This is a genomic window from Paraniabella ginsengisoli, assembly GCF_022513635.1.
GTDB lineage: Bacteria > Bacteroidota > Bacteroidia > Chitinophagales > Chitinophagaceae > Niabella > Niabella ginsengisoli.
Window position 1 is genome coordinate 716,860 of the sequence record NZ_JAKWBL010000004.1, and the last position, 25,945, is coordinate 742,804.

Consider the following 25,945-nt stretch of genomic DNA (forward strand, 5'->3'; position numbering starts at 1 on the left):
TATTCCTGATTCAACAGTAACCATCGCAGAAGTTTTTAAACAAGCGGGTTATGCAACAGCTTTGGTAGGCAAATGGGGATTGGGTGCGCCTTTCACATCAGGTTTACCTAATCGACAGGGCTTCGATTATTTCTACGGGTATATTTGCCAACGACAGGATCATACTTATTACAACGGTCATCTTTGGGAAAATGAAGATCGGGTTGCTTTAAGTAATAAAATCGTAGCGCCGGATACTGTATTACCTAAAACAGCAGACTTACTGAATCCTAAAACTTATGAACCTTTTCAACAGAAAGATTATGGTCCTGATTTTTTGGTAAAAGCTGCGTTGAATTTTATTGACAAAAACAAGGACAAGCCTTTCTTCTTATATTATCCAACACCATTGCCGCATGTATCATTGCAAGCGCCACAAAGGCTGGTAGATTATTATCACAAGAAATTTGGAGATGAAAAACCTTTCCGTGGCGGATCTTATTTTCCCTGTCGTTATCCGCGTGCAACGTATGCAGCTATGATTACTTTGCTGGATGAACAAGTGGGGCAAATCGTTCAGCAGCTAAAAAAGAACGGACTCTATGAAAATACGATCATTATGTTTTGCAGCGATAATGGCCCTACGTATAATGGCGGTGTTGATCCTGTTTACTTTAATAGTGCCGGGCCTTTTAATGAAACCTTTGGCTGGGGCAAAGGTTTTTTAAAAGAAGGTGGCATTCGCATACCATTTATTGTGCAATGGCCTCGGAAAGTAAAAGGAGGCTCCACTTCCGAACATGTTTCTGCTACAATTGATATGATGCCAACTTTCTGCGAGATGCTTAATACTAAAACTCCGGCAAACGTAGACGGTATCAGCATGTTGCCTGAAATATTAGGAAACAATGCCCGACAAAAAAGCACGATTATCTATATTTTGAGTTTCCCGAAAGCGGTGGCCAGCAAGCGGTGCGCATGGGCAATTGGAAGGCGGTACGCATGCAACTTATGAAAGGGAAGATCAAAACAGAGTTATACGATTTGTCAAATGATATAACCGAAGAAAATGATGTTGCCGCTCAACATCCTGAAATCGTAAAAAATGGAAGACATTATGAAGCAGGAGCATCAAACGCCGGAGGTGGAAAGATTTATGATTCCTGTGTTGGAAGAAGCAAGTAGTAAATAGAAAGTAGCGAATAGGTTAGTGTGCATCCCACTTGCTAATCCCTATTTCCTACTTGCTGAACATAACAATCACATAACCCTATCGTAACAATTAGTTTAAACAAATGGCGGAGTTTTGATAAACTCTAAAACCATGAATAAAAGACTGGTTGAAGTGGTTGTGATATCTGACCTGCACCTTGGTACCTATGCATCCAGGGCGAAAGAATTTGCGGCCTATTTAAAAAGCATCGAACCACGCTTGCTCGTACTCAACGGCGATATTATTGACGGATGGCAGTTCAGTAAGCGATATTTCCCTCCGGCGCACATTGCTGCTATCAAAGAAATTTTCAGCAAATTAAGTAAAGGTACGCGCGTGGTTTACATCACTGGCAACCATGATGATGCGTTTCGCAAATACTCCGATCTCGAACTAGGCAATTTTTTGTTAGCCGACAAAATAGCAATAGAAGTGAATGGAAAAAGAACCTGGATTTTTCATGGAGATGTATTTGATCATACAACATCTAAACAGGCTAAGTTTCTGGGAAAGCTGGGAAGCAATGGATATGCGGTGTTGATGGGTTTCAATAAAGCCGTCAATTTTGTGTTGCAGGTTTTTGGAAAAGAAAAGCTTTCTCTTTCTAAGGCCATCATGCAGCAGTTTAATAAACGGTTTATTAAAATTGATGAATACGAACAGAAGATTGCCGAAATAGCCATTGAAAAAAATTCGATAATGTTATATGTGGCCATATTCATCAGCCGCAAAAAAGAGTTATCTCCAACGAAAATGGAACCGTATGTTATCTTAATTCAGGCGATTGGGTAGAACATATGACTGCCTTAGAATATTATGATGACGATTGGCATTTGTACACCTACGATGAAAAAGAGATCATCGCAGAAAAGCCTGCAAGGGAAAGAGTTCAAACAGAAGTATTGACAAGCGAAATCGCTTTTTACCTACACTCATTAGCTAAATAAATAGAATCCCATCCGACAAATAAAAATATACAATCTATACAGATGAAAATTTTTTACGCAGTACAGGCAACAGGAAATGGACATATAAGTAGAAGCATGGAGCTATTGCCCCATCTAAAACAGTACGGCGAAGTTGATATATTTTTAAGCGGCGACAACAGCAACCTAACGCTTGATGCGCCAATAGCCTATCGCAGCAAGGGTTTGAGCTTATATTATACCTGCAACGGATCGCTTGATTATTGGAAAATTGCAAAAGCCATCAACCCCGTTTCTTTAAAACAAGAAATAAGACAATTGCCTGTAGAAAAATATGACTTGGTCATAAACGATTACGATTATATTACGGCAGCTGCGTGCGCATCAAAAAAATCGCTTCTGTAAATTTCGGTCATCAGGCCAGCTTCCAATCCATGAATGTTCCGCGCCGGCACAAAAAAGTAAAACGGGTGAATGGCTTTTGAAGAGATATGCAAAAGCAGATCGTTACATCGGGTTGCATTTTGAAAACTACGATGACTTTATCATTACACCTGTTATTAAAAAAGAAATTCTGGAAGCCACGCCAAAAGATAATGGCCACATCACTGTGTATCTGCCTTCTTATTGCGAGCCGCAGTTGATTGAGATATTTTCTCGTTTTAAAGAACATCAGTTTGAAATATTCAGCCGCCAAAGCAAACAGGAGCATACTATTGGCAATATTGTTTTTAAGCCGGTTGACAAAAGTTCTTTCAATCAGAGCATGATCCATTGCCACGCCATCATTACGGGAGGCGGTTTTGAAACGCCTTCGGAAGCCATTCATTTAGGTAAAAAAATTATGGCAATTCCCATCAGGGGCCAATATGAGCAATGCTGCAATGCTGCCGCTTTAAATAAAATGGGCGTAATGACGTTGGACAAAATCAACGGCAACTTTACTAACGATTTTGAGAACTGGATCAACCATTACCAGCCCATACAAATTGATTATAGTAAAAGCATTCCGCAGGCAATGGAAAAATTATTTATGAATTGATTTTTTTGTTGATCAGCAATAAACACAACTCATCGGTCTTGTGTCACTCCCTTCAACTGTAGAATATATCTCAGCCTACATAAACGACAAGGAAAGTTCTCACAGAAAAACATAGAAGTGCACAGAAAATTAAACTGCTGAGTTAATCCTTGCTTTATGCAAAAAGTACATGAGCAAACCAGGATGGTCACAAAAGGCGCAACGAATACAAAGAATATAACGGTTTAATTATAAGATAAAACTTCGTTGCTTAGTCTTCTTCGTGTTCGTTGTGTGAAATACTAAAGTGAAGTCTACGAAAGATCAATCAGTTGCTTAATCGTATGTGTAACGCCGCCATTGTTATTATCCAGTTCAGTAATATATTTTGCAGCTTTCAATATTTCAGGATGCGCATTTTTCATCGCGTAGCTGTAGCCCGCGTTTTGAATCATATCCATATCATTTAAATAATCGCCAAACACAAGCGTTTCTTCCGACGAAACTTTCAGGCGTTCCTGAATCGTTTTAATAGCAGTTCCCTTGCTCCCATCAATATTGGTGATATCAAGCCAGATTGCCCCGGCTACTGCTACCTTAAAATCATTTTCAAATTGTTTATAAAACGGATAACTATTCGTTTCTGATCCGGCCAGGTCACAAAGAGAAATTTTCAGAATGATATCATCTACTTTGGTAAGGTCTTCAACAACTTTATATTCCTGGTAATATTTCAAAGCCTGGCTGGTAAAAACTTCTTCTGTATTTTCGATATAGGCCACATGTTTGCTACACAAAACAGGGTACACATTTTCTATCGGCCTGGAAATCTCGACAAACCCTTTGATCGACGCCGGATCAAGTTGGTTTACCAATAACTCTTCATTGGCATGCACAACGTAGCTTCCATTATCACAGGCGAAATAGATTTTGTCTTTTATAGGGTCAAATACCGAGGAAATATTGTGGAAAGGCCTTCCGCTGGCAATTACAATGTTTATTTTCTTTTGAAAAAGTTTGTCTGCTGCCTCCCAAAAGTCTTTTGGCAGGTTTTTGTTGTCATCTAATAAAGAGCCGTCAAGGTCAATTGCAATAAGTTTAATCATCATTTTATCTTGTTTAACGAAAATATTGGCGCATTCATCGAAAAAAATAGCCCACTCATCGAAAATTTAAAAACTTTTTAAGTTTAATATCTTACTTCGATCCTCTATCCAAAGAGATCATTAGCCCGCTCTCTCTGAACCATTCATGCAGCACTCTAAAGCAAATATAATCAACCGGATTGAAGCTATTGACGCTTTACGTGGCTTTGCTTTACTTGCCATCACTTTTCGGCATTTCCTGACAAGATATAACTACGACATTTTTATTTATTCATCAAATAATACGGTCGCGAAAGCAGATAAGCTGGTAGAGTTTATAGACTTTCATCTTTTTTATGGCAAAGCCTATGCTATTTTTGCTTTATTGTTTGGCTTCTCTCTTTTTCTTCAGCAAAAATCTAAGGCGGGTCATTTTAAGCGGTATATGATTGCCCGGCTACTCGTTCTTTTGTTATTAGCCTGCATTAATTCTATCTTTTTCCTGGCGGCGATATTTTGGGCTTATATGCAATCATTGGTTTTTTGATCTTACCGGTTATAAAGATATCTTCTAAGTGGCTAATCTTATTTTCAATCTTTTTTTATTACAACCATTGGAGTGGATCGATATCGTACTGGCTTGTTTCAACGGGAGCCATGGTGTTATTCAGGTTTCGTCGGCACCCCTTCATCAACAATTAAGTAATATAATAAGTACCGGTTCACTATCTCAGATTGCCTGGGCTAACATTACAAAGGGGCAGTTGTCTGGTCTGATATGGTCTTTGGAGTCGGGGCGTTTTACTCAAACAATAGGTCTGATGTTGTTAGGATTTTACCTGGGAAGAACGGGGTTTATGGTAAGATTAGTTTCAGAAGGACGAAATGCTTTGGCTTACGCGTATGTTCCTCTTTTTATTTCAATTTTATGTTTTGGTGTTGATCATTTGATGATCGGTGATAGTTTTGAAGAGAAGAAAATTGAGGTGATATTATCAAATTGGATAAACTTTTGTGTTGCCACTTTGTATATACTGGTATTTATTTCCATTTATGATAAGTTCATTAGGAAACACATGCTCGCCCTTAAAACCTATGGAAGAATGAGCCTTACAAATTACATGATACAATCTATTATAGGCGGTCTTTTATTTGCGCCTTTTGGATTCTACCTGGCTTCAAAATTATCTTCCAGTTATCTGGTTATCGTTTTTCTGATATTCGTTTTTTGTCAAATTTTATTTTCAAGGCTATGGCTGGGCCGGTATCGTTATGGGCCGTTTGAATCATTTTGGCGCCGCTCCTCGCTGATAATATCTGGTTTAAAATCAAATCGCAATTATTAATAGTATAAACTTTTATTCATGAGACAATTTTTCGGGTTGATATGTTTGCTGTCACTTTCTTTTGGCGCGCAAGCACAGACAGACACAATTTACACAATCAACAATTTTGGGGTAGCTGGAATTAGTCAGGTCACGGGGTAAATCCTGCTACAGGCACAGGTTCTGTAATTTCTACGCCATATGGCGGAATGTCGAGCGCGGGCATGGCTCTTGGAAACAATGGTTATTTATATTATCTTATTGAGGTGCCTGATAATGGTGGCCTGTTTAGCATCAGTTCAATTGAGGCCTATGAAACTCCTGCTTCGGGGCCTACGCCGCCAACAACAACCAATGCTGTCATAACTAATGCTGATATTAACGGCACCAACAACGATAATGTATTCTTCAGACGTATGGCTGCAGCCCCGGATGGTTATATATACCTGGCAGCAACAGAAGAGACGACGGGCATCGTTTATTTGGGAAGATTTCTGCCTGGTCCTAACGGTGGAATAACAGGAGCTTTTCAGTCTCTTGGAACTGTTACTTTAAACGGAGTATCTACATTGGGCAACTTCAATAATGGAGATATTGCTTTCGATGGTGAGGGCAATTTATACGCGTTAGTAAATCAAGACCAGGTAAATGGTCAGGCTGTAATTTGTTATGCAGCGGCAGCTTCAATATCAACAACAGAAACTGGAAACACCGAAATGGATGAAGTATTTAGTGTTGTGAATGAAGTTGGCGATCCTTTTACCGGATTAGTGGTGGGCTTTTCTATGGCTTCCAATGGTAATTTTTATATTGCTGTTCAAGGCGCTGATGGTGGTGTTTATCTTACACATCGGGACGGGGCAAATGCTATTATTACCGAGCTGATAAGCAATACAGATGCGGCAAATATCGCGGATTTGGCTACCAGTTATTTCCCATTACAAACTGTTCTGCCTGTAACTTACGGAGACATAAAAGCGAAAATTCAAGGCGGATCGTTAGTTATAAACTGGAGCACCCTTACCGAAACTAATAATACTGCATTTGATATTGAAGCATCGGTTAATGGAAAAGACTTCGTGAAAATAGGAACAGTTGACACAAAGGCCTCCAATGGAAATTCTGATAAACCGCTATATTACAGCTTTACTAAATCGGTAGACAGCAAAATGGCGATAATGGGTATTTCTATCTTATCACTCGCCTTTGTTTTATTATTAACACGAAAAAACAGTTCGCTGCTTTCTTTTATGCTGGTAATTGGCTTAGGCGTTACAGCGGCCTCTTGCAGTAAAAATGATAACCAGGTAGATGTTGGCGGTGAGGGTAAAATATTTGTAAGAATTGTTCAGATAGATAAAGATGGCGAAAGATCTACTTCAGAAGTAATTACAGCTTATAAGGCTGATTAACTCATTGCAAAAGGAAAACAACAAAAGGCCCGGTAATTTTGCCGGGCCTTTTGTATGTAAAATTTTTTACCATATCCTGATGCGCTCTTCAGGCTTTTTGTAAAGCTTGTCTCCTTCTTTAACATCGAAAGCTTTATACCAGGCATCCATATTTACAATCGGGCCAATGGTTCTGTATTGGCCTGGGGCATGCGGATCTGTAATGATCTGCTGAGCTGCAGCCTGAGGCAAAATGTTGGTACGCCAAACCTGCGCCCACGAAAGGAAGAATCGCTGATCAGGAGTAAAGCTGTCTATCTTTTCATCACCTTGTCCCTGGCTTGTCATTTTAAAGGCTTCATAAGCTACGTTAAGTCCGCCCAGGTCGCCTATATTTTCGCCAAGCGTCAATTTTCCATTTACGTGCAATGTATCAAGTACGGTATATCCGTCAAATTGTTCGGCTAACGCATTTGCTTTTGTGTCAAATTTTTTGCGGTCTTCGTCTGTCCACCAGTTTCTTAACGTACCATCTGCATCATATTTACTTCCATTATCATCAAAACCGTGCGACATTTCATGTCCGATAACAGCGCCTATTCCACCATAGTTAACAGCATCATCGGCATTAGGATCAAAAAACGGGAATTGCAATATGCCTGCCGGGAATACGATTTCATTAAGCGTAGCATTGTAATAGGCATTAACAGTAGGAGGCGTCATTCCCCAACGTTCACGGTCTACGGGTTTGCCAAGCATCGACACCATATAGTCATATCCCCAGGCATCTGCATTCCTTAAATTTGTAAAGAAGCTGTTTCGGTTAATTGTTAATCCATCATAATTCTGCCACTTGTCGGGATACGCTATTTTGGGTCTAAAAGCAGCCAGCTTGATCAATGCCTTTTTCTTGGTGTCGGCACTCATCCAGTCTAATTGCTGTATTCTGTTAGCATATGCCTTGCGCAGATTGCTAACAAGTTCAGTCATTCTTTCTTTGGCAGCAGGCTTAAAATATTCTTTCACATACAGTTGGCCAAGCAGTTCGCCAATATTCCCATCGGTTAATGATGAAATGCGTTGCCACCTAGGTGTCTGAACTTTTTGTCCCGTATTCACCTGGTTAAAAGCAAAGGAGGCATCAACAAAGGGTGTACTTAAATAAGGTGCTGCCCCCTTAATACATACCATTGTAAATATGTTTTCCAGTCGTCGACAGGAATCGTTTTTAAAAGCGAATCGGCGATTACAAAAAAGATGGATTGTTTACCAACACGGTATCCTGCCCGGATGCTTTTAAGGATACAAGTATTTGTTTCCAGTTAAGAAGTGGTGTTGTTTTATGAAGCGCGTCAACAGAGAATTTATTGTATGTGCGATAAGCATCGCGCATTTCCACGCGGCTCAACTGCGCCGCAGCCAGCGTTTTTTCTATTTTAAAGATTGCTTCGGCATTTTCCTGAGCCTTTGCCTGAGGAACACCTGTAAGCGTAAACAAAGTATTTATATATTTTGTGTAGGCTTCCCGAATTTGCACAGACCGTTTATCGTCTTTTAAATAATAATCACGATCAGACAATCCAATACCTCCTTGCGATAATTGCGGTATCATTTTTTCGACATTCTTTCTATCCTGCCCCCTATATAAAAGCCGTACAAAGGAGAGGCAATGCCGTGGCTTCTTAAATAATTCATTTCCTTTATTACACCCGTCAGGTCTTTAATGGCTGCAATTCGGGATAGGTCGGATTTAATAGGGGTGTAACCTGCTTTTTCGATAGCGATGCTGTCCATACCAGCTGCATAGAAGTCACCTACGCGGCGCGTAATAGAACCTGCGGGGGCGTTTTTGTCAGTAGCAGCCTTTTCAAGTATATTTTTAACAGCATTGATATTGAAATCTCTCAATACATTAAAACTGCCCCAGCGCGTTTCTTTTGCCGGAACCGGATTATTTTTTATCCAATTGCCACTTGCATAATTATAAAAATCATCGCCAGGCTTAATAGATGAAATCATATTAGCTTTATCAATAAAGCCATTCTGGCCATGTTGGGCTTCAACGCCAACGGCTACAATACTTAAAACAGATAAAAGAAAAAGATTCTTAAAAATAGTTTTCTGCATATACTTTATATTTTATGGATCTAAGAATGATTTAGACGTTATTAAAGAAATAAGCTCTCACTTGTGTGTAACACTGTGTATTTCCCTATAATTTGTGAGTTTTATGCTTGAGTTATGTGCATATCTATGTTTACAACAGGTGCGTATAAAGTAGCATAAAAATTTGGAAACAGGTACTGTGAAGTTGTATTTTCATAATGCACGGTTGAAGAATAGTAAATTAAATTCTTAACGATCTGGTTGAAATTCGAAACCTGTAATTACAGCAAATTCTTTGACAAATGTATCGCTAAAGTTTTAATACATGACTTTCAATGCGTAAGTATTGGGATTCGGTATTAAGCCGGCATACTAAAAGTAAATGTAATAGGCTGTAATTGCCAAAGCGACGTGAAGCGGAAATAAGAAATATTTATAATAATCAGGATGTTGAAATACACATCAATGAGTTATAAATTCATATTTACCGGCTGAGCGAAGTGAGGCAACAATTTGGCGGATGCCTTGCCAATTGTTCTGTAGCTTGATAGCTTTTTAACTTTGCATAGCAATATGCTTACTTAACAAGACTGATATCTACTCTACATGACAATGCAAAAGCTATTTAAAGCATCGGGTTTTAAGTAAATTAATTTAGGTAACTGAGTTAATATGCAATAAACACGATGCTTTTTTATATTCTTAAAATTGTAGTAATAAAAAAGCGGAGCCCCATTTGCTCCGCTTTGCGCATGTTCGGAAACGCTATTCGGCTTATAATATAAAATACTTTTTACCTGACACGTAAATTGACGAAACCTCAACCAATTCGTGCTCTTCTACATTTTTAATTTCGGGTAATAGGCTATTAACGGTTTAAAGTAATTTCTTAGTATAATTGTGTTCAGGCTTACTACAAATGGTTGAGCGGGTAAGTATAGAAGTTTCACTAAGGCCTTTCGTAGCCGTTCAAAACATTTTGATTTAATCACGCACTTGCTAATACAGCTTTAACTACGTCTACATTCATCTCTTCCGCATGCTGCTCAACCTTGACAGCTTTGTTTTCAGCTTTTGATATAAAGCTTGTTAACAACGATATTTTACTTTTTTGAAGAAAGGAACAGGGTTGATACTTGTTTTATGATTCTTTGTAAAAACATAATTGTCCGGACAAACAATCATATCTATTTCATTGGCTTCTGTAAAGTTGTTGAACACAGCTTGTGTATTACCTGTGAGGTATTTAAAGCATATCTTTTTAATCAGATCAGGATATTTATATTTAAGATACTTGCAGTTTTGCCTGAAAGAATCATTCATCATTTGAGCATAGGGCGGATCTTTACGAATAAGGTCACTAATTCCATTGGGCATATCATAGATATGAAATAATATGATGTTAACTTCTTTGTCTAATGTTTTAACGGTTTGTTCTGCCAGGCGGAAAGAGGCTTGCGAAAAGTCGGTTGGAATTAAAATATTAACCATAGTTTGCTGTTTTATTTATATAGCAAAACTGGGGCGCATCATTAAAAGGTATTAAGAAGGAAGTTAGATTGTAGTTAGAATTAAATTAGAAAGAGATTAAAAAAGAGGTTAGTCTTTAATATTATTTTAATGTGCTGTTTATTACGAGACCAGAGGTAAAGATATTTTTATTGTAGTCCCTTCATTTTCAGCGGAAATAACATCAATACTTCCCCTGTGTATGCGAATTATATTTCTGGTTAAAGGCATACCAATTCCATATCCTTCAAATCTGGATGTATTAGATGCCCGGAAAAAAGGATCATAAATATATTTAACCTCGTTTTCGGGTATGCCGATACCTTTATCTATAACCGTTATAGTGGCCTTTTTATCTTCCAGCATCAGATCTATTTTTACGGGGGCATTACCCGAATATTTGCAGCCATTCAGCACAATATTATCCAATGCAATCTTTAGCAATTCTTCATTTCCATAAACGCTGATGCCATCTTCATGCTCGGGCAGGTCAGGTAAAAAAATGGATACCTGATTTTCCGGCTCTACATCTGTTACGGTTTCTTTTATTCTGAATAAAAGTTCATCTAATCTTATTTTCTCCCATCGTTGGGTTTTACCATCAAAGCCAGACTGAGCCAAGGCCAACAAACCTTTAGTAAGCCGTTGCAATTTTTCTGATTGTTGTACAATATTATTAAGACTGTGTTTATAATCTTCTGCCGTTCTATCGCGAGATAGTGCAAAATCTGCTTCTGCAATAATTGAGGTGAGGGGCGTGCGAAACTCGTGAGAGGCGTGACTGACAAAATTATTTTGAGCTTCGAATGCGGTAGATAACTTGTCCAGCATATTGTTGAACGTATCAACCAGTATAGCCAACTCATCAGTACCTGCCTGTTGCTTTAATCTTAAATGCAGGCTCCCTTCGCTGATAGCGTTTACCCGCTCTGTTATATACCTGAATGGCTGAAAGGCCTTTTTGGAAAAATATAAGCCAACACTGTAAATGATAATGATAGAAGCCACAAGTGTGATAATAAGTATATAGCCCAGTTGCCTAATGATCTCGCCACCATAAGCATTCACTGCCGACTCAATCACTAAAAAATCACCTGTCTCGTCTTTATAAAAAATACCAGCAAAATGCTCTAAGCCTTTTTGGTAAAAAACAGTTTCTCCTTTCGCATCTTTTATCCTATTGAGATAAGACTTAGGTAAGTCTGGCGGAAACGGCGGTTCAGGCTGGCTTCTCGCATCAAGCGCTACAATATGTGATCGTTCGTCAGGAAGCCGTTCCAGATATTGTCTTTGAATTATTTTGAAAGATTCGGTTGTATTATGATCTTCTTCGAATTTGTATTTTGAGGCAATGTGAACTCTTAATTCAAGTCGTTTATAAAAATCAGTGTAGGCGAACTGATTGGAAAAGTAATATACAACAATTGCCAGGATAGTGAAAACTGCTGCGGTTAACAGTGTAAATAATATTGTGGTTTTTGATTGTATGGTCATTAGCGGGACTGAAGTTTTACTGAACTTTAAACATGTATCCCATGCCGATTACTGTTTGGATAAATTTATTATCGGGATTTGTATCTATTTTTTTCGCAGATAATTGATATAAACATCAACTACATTCGTTCCCATATTAAAATTGATACCCCATACATGTTCAAGTATTTCTATTCTGGATACTACTTTATTTCTATTTCTTATTAAAAACTCCAGCAGCCTGAATTCGGTAGCGGTAAGGTTAACAGACTGGCCTTTCAGGGTAACAATTTTTGAAGATCTGTTAACGTGAAGATCAGCCGCGCTAAAGGTATCTTCCTGCTCAATTGGTGTCCCTCTTCTTCTGCTTAGCGATCGAATCCTTGCTTCAAGTTCCACAAATTTGAAAGGTTTTACCAGGTAATCATCGGCACCTGCGTTAAGTCCGGCTACTATATTTTCTGTTGTACCCAGCGCTGTCAAAAATAAAATAGGCGTATCTATTTTATTATCCCGAATAGTTTTGCAAAGCTGCATGCCATTAATGCCGGGCAGCATTATGTCAAGTATAATCACATCAAAATCATTGGTCAGCGCAAGGTCAAGTCCTATTGTTCCATCTGGCGCTATGGAAATGCTGTAGCCACTCTCAGTAAGCCCTTTATTTATAATACTCGCCACACTTGGTTCATCTTCTATCAACAATATTTTCATTCGTATATTTTAGTGCAGCTTGGCTGCGTTTTTTTGTGCGAAGGAAATTTTACTTATCGCATACTTTTTTAATTCAGAGAAAGCTGGCTTGTGTAAAACAGCAATATCACAAAATCGGTAAAACTTAAGAAACTTTGACAAAAGTTTTTCTAAAATTACACTTTAGCAACAAAGCCCGCAAACTACGCGGGCTTTGTTAAATTCTCCATTGAATTATTTTATTGAGCAGCTTCGGCCTGCTTCTTTAATTTTAGGCAGCCAGCTTTGTCTAAATGCAATTTAGACTGATGTCATTTGCTGAACTCTTCAATTAACTTAGCCGCCTTGTTTTGGCCATGAAATCTAGCCAGCTCTAATGCGGTTTTATTTTCTTTGTTTTTAAGATTAGTATTTGCTTCTTTTTCTAAGAGCAGTTTAATTATTTCTAAATATCCAAGTTTTGCTGCTTCTCCTAAAGGGAAATCACCGTCATTATCTTGATTATTTATATCTGCTCCTTTATCAATTAAAAATTTCACTATATCATAATGTCCTTTTGATGCAGCATGTTCTAATGGTGTGGCGCCATCCATTGCCTTAATATCAATTACTGCTCCTTTATCTGCTAAGTATTTTACAATATCTAAATGTCCGTTTCGAGCTGCTATTCTAATGGGTGTAAAATCTCGAAATTCCTTAATATTAACATCCGCTCCATTTTCTACTAACAGTTTAACCATATCTAAATAGCCTTCTTGACAGGGATAGGAAATTGCTGTAGAAAAAGCTGGTTTTATTTTATCTCTTTGCTTAACATTAGCTCCTCTCTTAAGCAAAATTTTTGCTATTTCAATATTGTTATCTGCCGCAGCACGCCACAAAGGAAAGAGACCATCTTTTGAATATGCGTTAGGGTCTTCTCCTTTTTCTAACAATTCAATAACTTTCTCAACATCTGAATTTTCAACTGCCTTAAAAAGCTTTTGCCCCATTAGCATACTTGAAAGGAGAATTGAAAATGCAACAAAAAGACATCTCATAAATGTATTAGTTTTAGTTTGGTTAAAATATTAATAGGTGAGTAATATCTACCTATATAATAGTAGCCTGCTTCTTTAATTTTTGTTCCCATTGCCATGCAGTATCCATCATCTCATCAATACCATATTTAATGTCCCAACCCAGGCTTTTTACAGCATAGTCATTGTTGGCATAAATGGCTATTACATCTCCCGCGCGGCGCGGGCCTATTTCATAATTTAATTTTTCGCCGCTAACTCGTTCAAAAGCATTAATCGCTTCGAGTACAGTAACGCCATTTCCGGTGCCTAAATTAAATATTTCGTAGTTGGAATTATTTTTGGCATTTTGTAAGAACTGGATGGCCAGCGTGTGTGCATGTGAAATATCACTAACATGAATAAAATCGCGCAGGCAACTTCCATCACGTGTATCATAATCAGACCCGTAAACGGTCATTTTAGGTAATTTACCAATAGCTGTTTGTGTGATGGCCGGGAATAGATTTTGGGGACGCCCAATTGGTAATTCTCCAATTTCAATAGAAGGATGTGCGCCTACCGGATTGAAGTATCTTAACGAAATAATATTGGTGTCTTTAGCAACTTTGGCAAAATCCACTAATATCTGTTCACCCATTTGCTTGGTTGCTCCATAAGGACTTTCTGCAGGTTTTCCCGGAGTCTCTTCTGTCACAGGTATTACATCCGGATTGCCATAAACAGTACATGAAGAAGAGAATACCAAATAAGGTATTTTAAAATCGCCTACACACCTTAGAATATTTATAAGAGAGTTCAGATTGTTTTCATAATACACCAGTGGTTGCTCTACTGATTCGCCAACGGCTTTATAAGCTGCAAAATGAATAATGCCTACAATGTCCGTGTTTTCCTGAAACACAGCGTACGTGTCGTCGAAGTTGCAAAGATCAACTTTATAGTTTTTAACGGCAGTTCCTGTAATAGCTTCAATACCTTTTAATACTTCGGGGTTAGAACGGCTGTTATTATCAATTGAAATAACGTCGTAACCATTTTGAATAAGATCAACAACTGTGTGAGAGCCAATATAGCCGCAGCCACCGGTAACTAAAATTTTTGCCATAGAAGATATTATGTTTTTTCTGATGAGTGATCGATCCTGCGGTAGCACAGCTGAGCAATGTTGGACTGCACAAGTGTGCGACGCAATTTAGATGGGTTATGCACCTGGCTGGGCACATAAAAAAACACCTTTGCGTTCGATACCGGCGCAAAGGTGAGCGTTTTTTATCTAAAAGGCAAAGTAATTTTAACCGGTAATTTTAGATACAATAAAATATACAATACTTGCTAAAACAGCACTAACAGGAATGGTTAACACCCAGGCCCAAAGCAGGCTAACCGTTACTCCCCAACGCACAGCTGAAAGGCGTTTGGTGGCACCTACACCTATAATAGAACCCGTAATGGTATGTGTTGTACTAACCGGAATTTTTAGCATTTCGGTTACGAAAAGGGTAATAGCTCCGGCGGTTTCGGCCGCTACCCCTTCAAATGGGGTTACTTTGGTAATGCGGGTTCCCATTGTTTTTATAATTTTCCAACCGCCGCTTAAAGTTCCTAATGCAATCATTGTATAACAGGCCAGCGGCACCCAGCTTACCATACCATCGAGGCTGTATTTTGAAGGATCGTAAGCAACAAATGCTGCCATTATAATACCCATTACTTTTTGGCTATCATTTCCACCATGACCCACGCTAAATGCGGCAGAAGATAAAAGCTGCATGCGTTTAAACCAGCGCTCTGCCTTAGCGTAATTGAGCGAACTTAAAAATATTGAAAAAGCAGCAATACTTACCAGTATAAACGTGAGCAGAAACCATTTCATATTATGGCCATAAAGTAAAAATTTCAGAAAATACGGCTTTTTGCTTGCCATTAATTTTTCAGCATTTTTCAATGTTTTATTTTTTACCATCATCGAAGCCTTGGCGTTATCAAACTCTTTCTTTGTTGCTTTGTTGGCTTCGGCAGGGTTATAGATGGCGGCAATTGCTGCATAATCTTTTTGCGCTGTAACTGCTTCTGTATTTAGTGTAGCAATGCCTTCTTCAGGATCATTGGCAACATTGATAAAAAGAAAAATAGCTCCCAAAATAATACCAATGGAAAGTATTTTAAATACCATACCCTTTTTAAACGAATGCAAAAACCAAACGGAGATTAAAAAAGCTACAATCATCCCAAGTAGTGGTGCTAAAATGATAAAAGCAACAGTAGGGATGATTTTACTCATATTTACAATTTCTGAAATGGGCAACCCATCTCCTGTATGCGATAAATAAGCATGTGCAATTGCTGCGCCGGCAAATCCGCCAATTAAAGTATGTGAAGAGGAAGAAGGAATGCCAAACCACCAGGTAAGTAAGTTCCACATAATAGCGGCTACAATACCCGCGAAAATTACATTAAGGGTTACAAAATCCTGATAAACTATTTTACTGATGGTTTCGGCAACGCCGTGATCAAAAATAAAATAAGCCACAAAATTAAAAAAAGCTGCCCAGGCCACCGCTTGTAACGGTGTAAGTACTTTTGTTGAAACAACCGTTGCTATTGAGTTTGCTGCATCATGAAATCCGTTGATGTAATCAAAAATAAGAGCGAGAGCTATTATGATAACGAGGTAGGTAAACATAGTGAATGGTCAATAGTTAATAGTGAATGGCGATGATGAATAGTCAATAATGAATGATACGTGACTCAACAGGCTGTCATCCGTCAACTATCAGCTGTCATCTGCCTGTTAAGCGTATTTAATAATAATAGACTCAATGACATTGCCTGCATCTTCACATTTATCGGTAACCAGTTCCATTACCTGATAAATATCTCTTCTTTTTATTAACTCTTTAGCGTCAATATCACTATTAAATAATTTTTCGATGCTCATATCAAATACATCGTCTGCCTGGTTTTCTATACTATTTATTTTAACCAGCGCTTCTGTAATATTTCTAATCTTCTTCATATTACGAAGCTCTGCTACGGCTGTCTTTACGTGTTGAGATCCCTGCTCAATCAGTTCGGCCATTTTTTGGAAACCGATCTCGTTAGGATTGACGCGGTAAAAATTGATCTTTTTCCCGCAGAATAAGTATAATCTACAATATCATCTAATGCCGCCGCCAGGGAATGGATATCTTCCCTATCAAATGGTGTAATAAAGTTGCGGCTTAATTCAGTGAACACGCTATGTGTAAGCTCATCGCTGGCGTGCTCCACATCAATTAAAGCCTGCACTAAAGTACTGCGCTTATCGTAATCGGGTTCATTTACTAATTGTTTTAAAAGGTCTCCAGACTTGGCAACGTTCTCCGAAATTTTTTCAAAAAGCTCAAAGAAAACCGTATTTGAAGGAGTAAAAATTTTAAGTATTGAGTTAAGACCCATAACGAATTGTTTTAAAGTGGTGGCAAAAGTATTTTGTTCGATGCTTGTATTGCCTAAAATTAAAGGATTTAATAATTCCTTAATATTGGAATGATCAGATTACTGATCATTTGCTCCCATCTTATCTCTTAATATTTACTGTTATTGACAAATGTAAGCAGAATTAATATTGCCATAACATTAGCGTTACGATTTGGTAACATGACGGTAATAATCTGGTAACATAACGGATTCACCTTTGCAGGAAATTCATTATTACATAATATATATGATGTTTCTTCAGAGATACAATGACTGTCTTAAAAAAACCCAATTGTGGCTTTATTCAATAATTGTAAAGCTATTTACAAATTCGTAATTCAGCTAATAAGCAAAACTATTTATCCAGGGAATTTAGTACAAATGAAGTATATTTTTTTGTTTTGTTAATATGTTGTAATACAGTTTTGTTTGCACAAACTGGGAGCATAAAGGGCAGGGTTACTAATGATAAAGGAGTAGTGATAGCTGGTGCTTCTATTATAATTAATGGTACTTCACGAGGTGTAACGTCTGACGTTAACGGGGAATATAAGATGGGAAATATTGCTTCAGGAGAGATAACATTAAAATGTTCTTTTATCTCTTACGACTCTACAGTGCTTACTGCTACAGTAACAGCCGACAAGGAAGCTATATTAGATTTTGTTTTAACAGAGTCAAAAACTACCATGCAAGGAGTAGTTGTTTCTGCCACTGGAGGTAACAGAGAGTCTGAAAGCAGATTGCTTTCGGAACAAAAAAAGACCATTATAGCGGTACAGGCTATTGGTGCGCAAGAGCTTTCTCGCAAAGGTATCAGCAATGCTGAAGCAGGAGTTGCCAGAATTTCCGGTATATCAAAGCAGGACGGGTTAAAGAATGTATTTGTGCGTGGATTGGGAGATCGTTATAATTCCACTACACTTAACGGGTTTGCCGTTCCTTCCGAAGATCCGGAGTTTAAGAATATTGCATTAGACTTTTTCACCAATGATATGATTCAATCAATAGGTGTAAATAAAGTATTCAACGCCTCTATGAATGGTGATGTGGGTGGTGCCCTTATTGATATAAGATCTAAAGAGCTAATCGGTAATTCAGAATTACAGGTAAGCCTTTCTTCGTCTATAAACAGCCAGGTGCCGGGTAGCAATTTTTATCTTCCCGAAGGTTTGAACAAGTTGGGGTACTCTTTTGCATCTGACGGGCCTAAAGGTACAAACCAACAATTCTTGACAGATTATTCGTTCAATACTTCTCTTGACCCTATCAAAAAAGCAATCCTATTAACAGCAGTTTAGCCGTTTCGGGTGGAAAGAAATTTTCTAACCGCCATCGTTTTTATTTGGTGGGAGCCATGAACAATTCCTATCAATACCAGGAGGGGGTAACACGCTTTATTACTGCAACTAATCCGCAGGATCCGTATAGGGATTTTACTTATCAGCAATCTAAAAGATATACTTCTCATCTTTTAATGGGTAATCTGGAGCTCAATTTTGAAAAAGGGAAGCTTTTTTATAATTCTATGTATGTGCATACCGGATCCGCGTATGCGGCTGATTTTTATGGTAAAGAATCTGAAATTTTCCAGGGAGCGCAGGACTATAACTATGAAGGGTTGATCAGGCGTTTGCAAATTAACGACAATACCGTGTTCGTTAACCAGTTAAAATGGGATGGGAAATTATCTGATAGGTTAAAGTATATGTTAGGGGCAGGTATAAATTATATAAACGGCGAAGAGCCGGATCGCAGAATACTGATGTTCCAGTCTGTCGGCAATAATCAGGTACAGTTGTTAGGGGGTGAAGGCCGAAACCAACGTTTCAACAGCCAGATAACAGAAACAGCCATATTGCCTAAAGTTAATCTTCAGTATAACCTTTTACCTGAAAGCGACAGGTTGTCTTATGTAGAAGTTGGATACGATGGCAGAATTAGCACTAAAGATTTTTCTGCTCCTATTTATAACCTTATATGGGCTGGTGGGCAAACCAACTCACCCACATTTGATCGCGACAATATTGCATTAGACCCCTATTTTAACCAGGAGAATTTATCCGATGGCGATTTCAGTCTAGAACATTTTAATGATACTTATGACGTTAAGAGAAACAATCATGGAGCCTACGTTGATGTGGTACATCAGCTAAACAGCAAACTCACCTTAAATGCAGGGGTTCGTGCCGACAACGTGTTTACCAAAATTAATTACCGGGTAAACCGTGGTGTGAGCATTGGCTCTAACGATATTGAAGGATTTTTTATTTCGCCCAGCATAAATGCAAAATTCGAACTTAACAGGAAAAATCATTTAAGATTCGGAGCCAGCCGAACTTTTACTTTGCCACAGGATAAAGAAATATCGCCTTCATATATCTGGGCATTGATGGTAATGACAATGGTAACCCCAATCTTGAAGTATCTACCAACTACAACTTCGACCTTAAATGGGATTGGTACATTTCAGGTAGTGAAATCCTTACCATGAATGGTTTCTACAAGTATATTTTAGATCCGATAGCCAGAGTAGATCAGGGGAATTCGGCGGGATTAAGAACTTATAACAACGTGTCTGATAACGCCGTTGCTGCAGGAGTAGAACTTGAATTTCGTAAACAGATACTGACGCTTGCATCTAATAAACACAAGTTTAGTTTAGGTATGAACGGATCTTATATTTATACGAATGTAAAACTCGATCCCCAGTTTTTTGTGCAAAACACATCGTCTCAGCTCGAAGGCGCGGCGCCTTATATTTTAAATGCCGATGTAACGCATAACCTTACAGCGAATAATTTAAAAGTGACGAATACGGTGGTATTTAATTATTTAAGCGATAAAGTACATACCATAGGAACACGCGGATATAACAATCTTATTGAAGAAAATGTATCTACTCTTGATTTTGTAAGCTTGATAGACCTTAATAAGCATTTTGGATTTAGTTTGAAAGCAAAAAATTTACTAAATCCCGATTACAAACTTACCAGAGAAGGTGCAACTGAAACAAATACTCCGGCAGTAATCATACGCAGTTATAAAAAAGGTATGACGTTCGATTTAGGAATATCATACAGGTTTTAGTGCGTTTCATCTATATTTCTTATAAATAAGCAATCTTCATTTTCAATTTTTAAATTGATATATTTTAAAACAAGGGTTAACAATTTGTTCATGGTAAGGTAACATTCAATTGTTACAGCTGTGATAATTTTGCCCCATAAAACGTAAATCATGAAACAAATTTTCTTAAGTGTGGCTGTTGCGGCCTTATTTTTAACATCCTGTGGTAAGGACGACGATCCTATAACAGAAACACCTACCGAAGAAAACCTTAGTGGAGATCTTTCTACTGAAAGAACCCTAAATGCAAATACTACCTATACGCTAACTGGTTCTTTGAAAGTTAAAAATGGCGGAAAACTAAGAATTCCTGCCGGTACTGTTATTAAAGCTGAGAAAGGTTTCGACAAATACATTCTTGTAGAACAGGGCGGACAGATCTTTGTAAACGGTACTGCTGAAAAACCCGTAAAAATGACTTCTGCTGCTGCAACACCAGCGCCTGGCGATTGGGGCGGTTTGGTAATCAATGGGAAAGCAAAAATATCTGGTGCTGCAGGTCAAACACCTACTGGTACTACAGAAATAGATCCTACAGTGCCTTATGGTGGTGGTGATGATGCCGATAATTCAGGTGTTATTGAGTATTTAACATTAGAATTTACCGGATCAAAATCTTCTGCCGATATTGAACATAATGGTTTAACCTTGAATGGCGTGGGTAGCGGTACAAAAATTGAAAACGTTTATATCCCTTACTCTGCTGATGATGGCGTGGAGTTTTTTGGAGGTGCGGTAAATGTAAAAAACATTTTAGTGGTAAATTCTGACGATGATATGTTTGACGCCACACAGGGCTGGAGAGGTACATTAGACAACGCTTATGGTGTTTGGCAGGTTAACACTATTGATCCTACCGGAAAATCAGTTCCATTTACAAGTAATGAAGCAGATCCCAGAGGAGCAGAGCTCGACGGAAACCTGGATGGTAATACACCTGCTGATATTAATCAGTCTAACTTCAAATTTCAAAATATTACAATTGTGAACAAATCAGCATTTCCAATGCAGGATGCTGTTAAAGTGCGGAGAGGCGCAACTGCTGCAATTACCAACCTTCTTGTTAAAGGTACTACGTGCACAGATCTTATTGACCTTACAGACGGAAAAGGGACTGGTAATATAGCGACCAACATATCGTTCAAAAAAGATATTACTGTTTCTGGTACAGAAATTAATTTGGGTACTGCTATTGGTGCTACTGTTACTGCTAATGCTGCTAATACAGGCGCCAGCTCTTCATCATTTGGTTGGACAGGATTTAGTGATTTCTAATTGAAGTTGCACGGGTTGATGTAGCCATAAAAATGGTATCATATTTAAAGAGAGTGTTTCTAAATGGCACTCTCTTTTTTGTGCATCGTAAACGTATATGCAGATATTAAGAGTTGTCATGGAACATACGCATATACTATTTCCGACTTTTGCTTTGCGTACTTTACGGGTATTTCACCAAGTTTTAATTCTTCTTCTTGTGGCGTAGGTTCGCAAAAAGTGTACTGTTCTCCATTGTAGGATATGGTTTCGCCAATAGGTTTATCAAATTTTACGGCAACCGTTACATGATTGGGGTAAGCCACTATCAACATCGGCAAATTGTATAATTCCTTAATTAAAAAATAAAACAAGGCAACCCTGTCTTCGCAATCGCTGTTGTCTGATAGAATAGTTTGTTCTGGAGTTAGTCTTTTGTCAACACCGTATATTTTAGTATCAGGCTCGTAGGGAAAGGCATATCGCACAAAATGCATCAAATAATCAATCCCTTCAGTTGGTGATAACTTTCTTACTTCTTTGAAAAGCAAAGGAAGCAGCGATTCTTTTGTTTCTTCGCTTACCGGAGCATTTAATTGCATTTCATAATCTACTACCGGGTAATTTTTAAAAATGGTTTTTACATCCGGATTTATCTTTACCCTGAAAAAGTATTCGTTTTCGTACAGGCTGAAATTCAATTTTTTAACAACGTAGTCATTTTTATTAAAATGGGGCAATTTGGAAATGCGGTAAGAGAATGCTTTTCGTTCCTGATCGTCATTTAAAAAATAAAGCTCTTCAAACTTTTCCTTCTCAAAATCGAATTTTCCTGCATAATCATGGTAGTTGATACATATATAGGTTTTCCCTTTCCTTTGCCTAAACAGCATATTATACACATTGTCATTCGACTGTATAAAAAATACAATTTTACTATCATTTATCGCCAATGTGGGTTCGTAACCCGACTTGTACATCAGGAAAAACTTATATAAAGTGTATTGCCAGTAATTCAAGGATTTAGGGCTCATGCTTTCAGCAATTTTGCGTACAAGTTGGTAAAACATCCAATCGTCGGGATGCTCCTTAGTTTTGTAATCGTTCAAAACTTGCAAAACAGGTGTAAAATCAGCTTCTTCCATTTTGGTAAGAACCCTGGTTACATTAGCCGAACTTCGGTCATTGTCATCAAAATGAATATAAGAATCAATATTAGGTTCATACTTCACCGTATCACCATAAAAGTTGAGAGTAACCAAATCTGGTTTACTCTGTGATTTAGCTAAAACTGCACAGCAAATTAGGGTCCATATAAATACAATCTTTTTCATTTTGTTTAGCTAATAAAGTTACAAAACATAACAATTATTTAATATTAAATTTTGGATATTGTAAAATGTTTCCTAGCGTCAAACTTTTCCTGGCAAGCTTCGTCTTAAGTATAATATTTCGGTGAAAAAATCGTTTAACTACAAATTGACAGACATTGGATTATGATTAAGTGCAAGTGTGTTTCCTTTATTATTCTTCTGATTTTTACGGGTAATTTATTATACGGCCAGGTGCCGAAGGTTAAAAAAATAGCATCCTGGTCCCAACGCGGATATTATATACTTAACCCTGTTTTGGCCCGTAATGGTGATGAAATGGCTTTTGTAAGACAGCTAAGTGGTAGAGATAGCACACTTGGGTCTGTAAATTTTTTAAAAGATGTAGATAACAACTTCCTGCCTCAGTCGGGCATTGAAGCGCGGCAATATGATCCGGTAATCAGCCTTTTTAACTTTCAAAAAAGAAATTGTCATTGCTTGATTATGGCTGGTCGCCTGCATTTTCCACCAACGACAACAGGATCGCTTATGCTTTTCAACTTAACCCGTTGCAAAAGCAAGACAAGCTTTATGCAGAATCGTATAAAGGCAATAGCATTAAGATCTTCAATAAGTCGACTCAAAAAATTGAGGAAGTTGCAAAACCGTTGGGCAATTATTTGTTGGATCCTTTTTTTATTGACTCTCTCAACCTCGTTTACAAAGCTGGAGATAAAGTAAATGGCCCCTACGGAGCGGCCATTTCACTTAGTGAGGTAAATCTTACAAACAAAAAAATAAGCTAGTTCAGCAGGCCGCTATTAAGTACCGTTTGTATGAATTAGTGGGGGAAACATATCTCATCAATAATAAATTGGCCTATGTTGTCTACAGCCCCGCTGATTCAGGAACGGGTATGGCGAGCGAATACCTGCATTTACTTGTTAGTGGAAATGATACTATTCAGAACTTCGGGGTTCGAAGGTTCACCAATCTCACGTATAAATTTGCATTTAATGATAAAAAGGAATTGCTTTTTTTAGATGATCAGCATTTCTTGCCCGAAGACACTAATTATCTGGCCATATATAAAGGCAACCAATTAATAGGAAAAAAGCCATTTAACTTTACGCATAATAAAGCATACTTAAGTCCAAATGGAAAATATATGGTTTATTTTACGCAAGCGATGGAAGCTTTTGTTGTAAATCTGAAAAATTTTGATAAGACGAAAATAGAAAAACCACAAAAGGAACTGCATGCAATTGTGTGGAGCGCTGATGGTAATAACCTTGCCCTGGTGCAGGATCATGAAACATATATAGGAACTGATGAAATCCTGATTTACAGCATTAAATAGCAGGATGTTAGATAGTCGAAGATTTCGCTAAAATAGCAGAAGCTATTTACGTTTATGTAATGAAGGTTCAATCTCTCCCTTCCATTTTTTATATTGATCTTCGGTTAATTCTTTTTTGAGTTGTTTTTCTCTTTCTGCAATAAGGGCTTCATTCTTCTTCCGTACACTTTGAAAATCCTGGCTGGCTAATCCTTGTGCCAGTCCAGAAGCAGGTCGCTGAATATTATTTTTTAGCTTCTGTTGTTCCGAATAGAAATCGGTGAAAATTCCCTCGATCGTGCTTTTCTTGTCTTTTTCAAGTTTAAAAGCTTCGTCTAATCGCTCAACTACATGAGCTACTTTAGCTTTTATATCATCTTTGGAACTCTTTTGTGCCCAGGTTTCGGTAATACTTAAAAGAGTAAAACTTAGTAATAAAATGAATGCTTTGGTTTTCATTTTTGAAAGACTTTAATATAAAGAGGATAAAATCTCGCAAAAGTTGCAAATGGGACTTTATTTGTCAGCTGGTGAATTGGCAGCTGGTTTCCGGCTTTTACCTTTGTTAATGATTTTTATCATAAGAGAGTCATAAGCAGGCATTTGTTCAGGAGTACAAATTTTTCGGGTTTCCACCACGTGGCGAAAAGCATTGATCTCTACCTGTTTTTGTAAACTTCCTATGGAATCAGCCAGTTTTTCAACTATTGAATCGGGTGTGTTTTTCTGTTTGCTCAGGTCAAAAATGGTATTCTTGATACTAATGATCTTGTCCATTTTATTCTTAGCCGAGTCCCAATGGCTTTTTTAAGCTCAGTAAACCTTGCCGCCTGGTCGTCAGTAAAGCCAACCTCTTTTTGTAAAATTGCCGCAAAACTATCTTTATTCTTATCTTTTTTGGCTTTTGTTTACAGAAGTATAAGAAATAACCTAATACCAAAATATTGGTAAGTAAAAGTAGAAAGATAATGAAAACCAGAACTTTATTTGTTGATCGGCTTTGGGTCATTTTAATTATTGATTAACGTCGGCAACTGCCAAAATATAATTATCATTTTGTAATACATCAGATATGCTGTTTGATGCAACAGTAGACGCTTCCTGTTCTTCGTAATCAGAATTGATGACCGTATAAATATTTGCAATTACTATTGTTGATAAGCATGTAAAAGCAATTACAGGTTTTGCCAGAAACTGTACACTGCGTGACCAGAAATTATTTTCCTCCTTAATTTTCGCCATAACACGTGTGTGCATAAATGGTCGTGCATTAGCAGGCGAAATACCATCAAGGCTGTTTAAAATGTCTTCAATTTCTGTGTTGGATCTTTTCATCCGCTTGTTTTATGCCTGCCTTGGCAGGCGCGTTTTAAATGGTTTCCTAGCAACTCTGCAATAAACACCCATTTAAAAATATGGGTTTCTCATGCACTATTCACACTATTTTAGACGTTGTTTTTTTATTTTTCTTGTAAAATAAGTTTTTTTAACCTTCTAATATTTTTTTCAGGTTATTTTTTGCCCGGTGTAACAGCGATTCGATGGCTGAAATACTCGTCTGCATGATCTCGCTTATTTCCTGGTAACTAAGCCCTTCAACTTTACTTAAAATAAATGCAATTTTTTGATTTTCAGGAAGTTTATCAACTGCCCGAAATAATATGGCTGCATTTTCTTTTTTATCCAAAACTACTCCCGGATGATTAAA

At 37.8% G+C, this 25,945-nt stretch carries 32 protein-coding genes; 15 read left to right on the forward strand and 17 right to left on the reverse strand.

The features are described from left to right. Positions 1–22: 22 nt before the first annotated feature. The 6 genes from MKP09_RS21035 (at position 23) to MKP09_RS21060 (ending at position 3,160) form a co-directional block, all read left to right on the forward strand. The gene (locus MKP09_RS21035) at positions 23–994 is read left to right on the forward strand and encodes a sulfatase-like hydrolase/transferase (RefSeq protein WP_317235465.1); all 972 of its coding nucleotides are present in this window, start codon (positions 23–25) and stop codon (positions 992–994) included. Next, positions 991–1,164, forward strand: coding sequence for a hypothetical protein (locus MKP09_RS21040; protein ID WP_240832235.1), 174 nt, complete (start codon positions 991–993; stop codon positions 1,162–1,164). Before MKP09_RS21035 ends, MKP09_RS21040 begins: the two co-directional genes overlap by 4 nt. Before the next feature lie 139 nt (positions 1,165–1,303). Next, positions 1,304–1,984, forward strand: coding sequence for a UDP-2,3-diacylglucosamine diphosphatase (locus MKP09_RS21045; RefSeq protein ID WP_240832236.1), 681 nt, complete (start codon positions 1,304–1,306; stop codon positions 1,982–1,984). A gap of 5 nt (positions 1,985–1,989) precedes the next feature. Then, on the forward strand, positions 1,990–2,139 hold the full coding sequence (locus tag MKP09_RS21050) for a hypothetical protein (protein WP_240832237.1): 150 nt from the start codon (positions 1,990–1,992) through the stop codon (positions 2,137–2,139). A gap of 42 nt (positions 2,140–2,181) precedes the next feature. Next, on the forward strand, positions 2,182–2,523 hold the full coding sequence (locus MKP09_RS21055; protein ID WP_240832238.1) for a glycosyltransferase family protein: 342 nt from the start codon (positions 2,182–2,184) through the stop codon (positions 2,521–2,523). 76 nt (positions 2,524–2,599) lie between these two features. Then, entirely contained in the window at positions 2,600–3,160 is a 561-nt protein-coding gene (locus MKP09_RS21060) for a glycosyltransferase family protein (protein WP_240832239.1), read from the forward strand. A gap of 293 nt (positions 3,161–3,453) precedes the next feature. Here MKP09_RS21060 and MKP09_RS21065 read toward each other — a convergent pair whose 3' ends face one another. After that, complete coding sequence (locus MKP09_RS21065) at positions 3,454–4,248, reverse strand: HAD family hydrolase (protein WP_240832240.1); 795 nt, start codon at positions 4,246–4,248, stop codon at positions 3,454–3,456. Positions 4,249–4,390: 142 nt separating this feature from the next. Here MKP09_RS21065 and MKP09_RS21070 point away from each other — a divergent pair, with 142 nt between their 5' ends. The 3 genes from MKP09_RS21070 (at position 4,391) to MKP09_RS21080 (ending at position 6,961) form a co-directional block, all read left to right on the forward strand. After that, positions 4,391–4,771: a heparan-alpha-glucosaminide N-acetyltransferase domain-containing protein gene (locus MKP09_RS21070; protein ID WP_240832241.1), complete on the forward strand. Its 381-nt coding sequence runs from the start codon at positions 4,391–4,393 to the stop codon at positions 4,769–4,771. Between the two features lie 28 nt (positions 4,772–4,799). Then, positions 4,800–5,570, forward strand: coding sequence for a DUF418 domain-containing protein (locus tag MKP09_RS27595; RefSeq protein WP_240832242.1), 771 nt, complete (start codon positions 4,800–4,802; stop codon positions 5,568–5,570). A gap of 203 nt (positions 5,571–5,773) precedes the next feature. Further along, the gene (locus MKP09_RS21080) at positions 5,774–6,961 is read left to right on the forward strand and encodes a PQQ-dependent sugar dehydrogenase family protein (protein WP_240832243.1); all 1,188 of its coding nucleotides are present in this window, start codon (positions 5,774–5,776) and stop codon (positions 6,959–6,961) included. 66 nt (positions 6,962–7,027) lie between these two features. Here the strand turns inward: MKP09_RS21080 and MKP09_RS27600 are convergent, their stop codons facing one another. From MKP09_RS27600 to MKP09_RS26800, 11 genes are all read right to left on the reverse strand, one after another. After that, positions 7,028–8,203 (reverse strand): M13 family metallopeptidase, encoded by a 1,176-nt coding sequence (locus MKP09_RS27600; RefSeq protein ID WP_317235466.1) that lies wholly within the window; start codon positions 8,201–8,203, stop codon positions 7,028–7,030. Continuing rightward, positions 8,187–8,552, reverse strand: coding sequence for a M13 family metallopeptidase N-terminal domain-containing protein (locus MKP09_RS26790; RefSeq protein WP_262915553.1), 366 nt, complete (start codon positions 8,550–8,552; stop codon positions 8,187–8,189). Before MKP09_RS26790 ends, MKP09_RS27600 begins: the two co-directional genes overlap by 17 nt. Then, positions 8,549–9,067, reverse strand: coding sequence for a M13 family metallopeptidase (locus tag MKP09_RS21095; protein ID WP_240832244.1), 519 nt, complete (start codon positions 9,065–9,067; stop codon positions 8,549–8,551). The genes MKP09_RS26790 and MKP09_RS21095 overlap by 4 nt, the downstream gene beginning before the upstream one ends. Before the next feature lie 1,068 nt (positions 9,068–10,135). Continuing rightward, positions 10,136–10,537, reverse strand: coding sequence for an adenine nucleotide alpha hydrolase family protein (locus MKP09_RS21100; RefSeq protein WP_240832245.1), 402 nt, complete (start codon positions 10,535–10,537; stop codon positions 10,136–10,138). A gap of 141 nt (positions 10,538–10,678) precedes the next feature. Beyond that, entirely contained in the window at positions 10,679–12,049 is a 1,371-nt protein-coding gene (locus MKP09_RS21105; RefSeq protein WP_240832246.1) for a HAMP domain-containing sensor histidine kinase, read from the reverse strand. 84 nt (positions 12,050–12,133) lie between these two features. Next, positions 12,134–12,742, reverse strand: a complete 609-nt coding sequence (locus MKP09_RS21110; protein WP_240832247.1) for a response regulator transcription factor — start codon at positions 12,740–12,742, stop codon at positions 12,134–12,136. Between the two features lie 290 nt (positions 12,743–13,032). Continuing rightward, positions 13,033–13,713 carry an ankyrin repeat domain-containing protein gene (locus MKP09_RS21115; RefSeq protein ID WP_240832248.1) on the reverse strand — a complete coding sequence of 227 codons (681 nt, stop codon included), beginning with the start codon at positions 13,711–13,713 and terminating at the stop codon, positions 13,033–13,035. Positions 13,714–13,813: 100 nt separating this feature from the next. Next, positions 13,814–14,848 (reverse strand): UDP-glucose 4-epimerase GalE, encoded by a 1,035-nt coding sequence (galE, locus tag MKP09_RS21120; protein ID WP_240832249.1) that lies wholly within the window; start codon positions 14,846–14,848, stop codon positions 13,814–13,816. Between the two features lie 186 nt (positions 14,849–15,034). Further along, entirely contained in the window at positions 15,035–16,426 is a 1,392-nt protein-coding gene (locus MKP09_RS21125) for an inorganic phosphate transporter (RefSeq protein WP_240832250.1), read from the reverse strand. Positions 16,427–16,534: 108 nt separating this feature from the next. Further along, the gene (locus MKP09_RS26795) at positions 16,535–16,822 is read right to left on the reverse strand and encodes a DUF47 domain-containing protein (RefSeq protein ID WP_262915554.1); all 288 of its coding nucleotides are present in this window, start codon (positions 16,820–16,822) and stop codon (positions 16,535–16,537) included. Further along, the gene (locus tag MKP09_RS26800; protein WP_262915555.1) at positions 16,810–17,181 is read right to left on the reverse strand and encodes a DUF47 domain-containing protein; all 372 of its coding nucleotides are present in this window, start codon (positions 17,179–17,181) and stop codon (positions 16,810–16,812) included. Before MKP09_RS26800 ends, MKP09_RS26795 begins: the two co-directional genes overlap by 13 nt. 446 nt (positions 17,182–17,627) lie before the next feature. Between MKP09_RS26800 and MKP09_RS21135 the strand changes: the two genes are divergently transcribed. The 4 genes from MKP09_RS21135 to MKP09_RS21150 all read left to right on the forward strand — a co-directional run bounded on the left by MKP09_RS21135 (position 17,628) and on the right by MKP09_RS21150 (position 21,606). Continuing rightward, positions 17,628–18,503, forward strand: a complete 876-nt coding sequence (locus tag MKP09_RS21135) for a carboxypeptidase-like regulatory domain-containing protein (protein WP_240832251.1) — start codon at positions 17,628–17,630, stop codon at positions 18,501–18,503. Between the two features lie 56 nt (positions 18,504–18,559). Continuing rightward, entirely contained in the window at positions 18,560–19,696 is a 1,137-nt protein-coding gene (locus tag MKP09_RS21140; protein ID WP_240832252.1) for a TonB-dependent receptor domain-containing protein, read from the forward strand. Then, complete coding sequence (locus MKP09_RS21145; RefSeq protein WP_240832253.1) at positions 19,693–20,292, forward strand: TonB-dependent receptor; 600 nt, start codon at positions 19,693–19,695, stop codon at positions 20,290–20,292. The genes MKP09_RS21140 and MKP09_RS21145 overlap by 4 nt, the downstream gene beginning before the upstream one ends. Before the next feature lie 150 nt (positions 20,293–20,442). Beyond that, positions 20,443–21,606 (forward strand): beta-helix domain-containing protein, encoded by a 1,164-nt coding sequence (locus MKP09_RS21150; RefSeq protein WP_240832254.1) that lies wholly within the window; start codon positions 20,443–20,445, stop codon positions 21,604–21,606. A 116-nt stretch (positions 21,607–21,722) separates the two neighbouring features. Here MKP09_RS21150 and MKP09_RS21155 read toward each other — a convergent pair whose 3' ends face one another. Beyond that, entirely contained in the window at positions 21,723–22,919 is a 1,197-nt protein-coding gene (locus MKP09_RS21155) for a hypothetical protein (RefSeq protein WP_240832255.1), read from the reverse strand. 467 nt (positions 22,920–23,386) lie between these two features. Here MKP09_RS21155 and MKP09_RS21160 point away from each other — a divergent pair, with 467 nt between their 5' ends. Both MKP09_RS21160 and MKP09_RS21165 read left to right on the forward strand, forming a co-directional pair. Next, positions 23,387–23,704: a hypothetical protein gene (locus MKP09_RS21160; protein WP_240832256.1), complete on the forward strand. Its 318-nt coding sequence runs from the start codon at positions 23,387–23,389 to the stop codon at positions 23,702–23,704. 38 nt (positions 23,705–23,742) lie between these two features. Beyond that, positions 23,743–24,258: a hypothetical protein gene (locus tag MKP09_RS21165; protein ID WP_240832257.1), complete on the forward strand. Its 516-nt coding sequence runs from the start codon at positions 23,743–23,745 to the stop codon at positions 24,256–24,258. 42 nt (positions 24,259–24,300) lie between these two features. Here the strand turns inward: MKP09_RS21165 and MKP09_RS21170 are convergent, their stop codons facing one another. The 4 genes from MKP09_RS21170 to MKP09_RS26805 all read right to left on the reverse strand — a co-directional run bounded on the left by MKP09_RS21170 (position 24,301) and on the right by MKP09_RS26805 (position 25,924). Further along, a complete protein-coding gene (locus tag MKP09_RS21170; RefSeq protein ID WP_240832258.1) occupies positions 24,301–24,696 on the reverse strand; it encodes a hypothetical protein in 396 nt (131 codons plus the stop codon). A 57-nt stretch (positions 24,697–24,753) separates the two neighbouring features. Beyond that, complete coding sequence (locus MKP09_RS21175) at positions 24,754–25,014, reverse strand: hypothetical protein (RefSeq protein ID WP_240832259.1); 261 nt, start codon at positions 25,012–25,014, stop codon at positions 24,754–24,756. A gap of 237 nt (positions 25,015–25,251) precedes the next feature. After that, positions 25,252–25,572, reverse strand: a complete 321-nt coding sequence (locus tag MKP09_RS21180; protein WP_240832260.1) for a hypothetical protein — start codon at positions 25,570–25,572, stop codon at positions 25,252–25,254. A 151-nt stretch (positions 25,573–25,723) separates the two neighbouring features. Next, a complete protein-coding gene (locus tag MKP09_RS26805) occupies positions 25,724–25,924 on the reverse strand; it encodes an RNA polymerase sigma factor (RefSeq protein WP_262915556.1) in 201 nt (66 codons plus the stop codon). Positions 25,925–25,945: the final 21 nt, after the last annotated feature.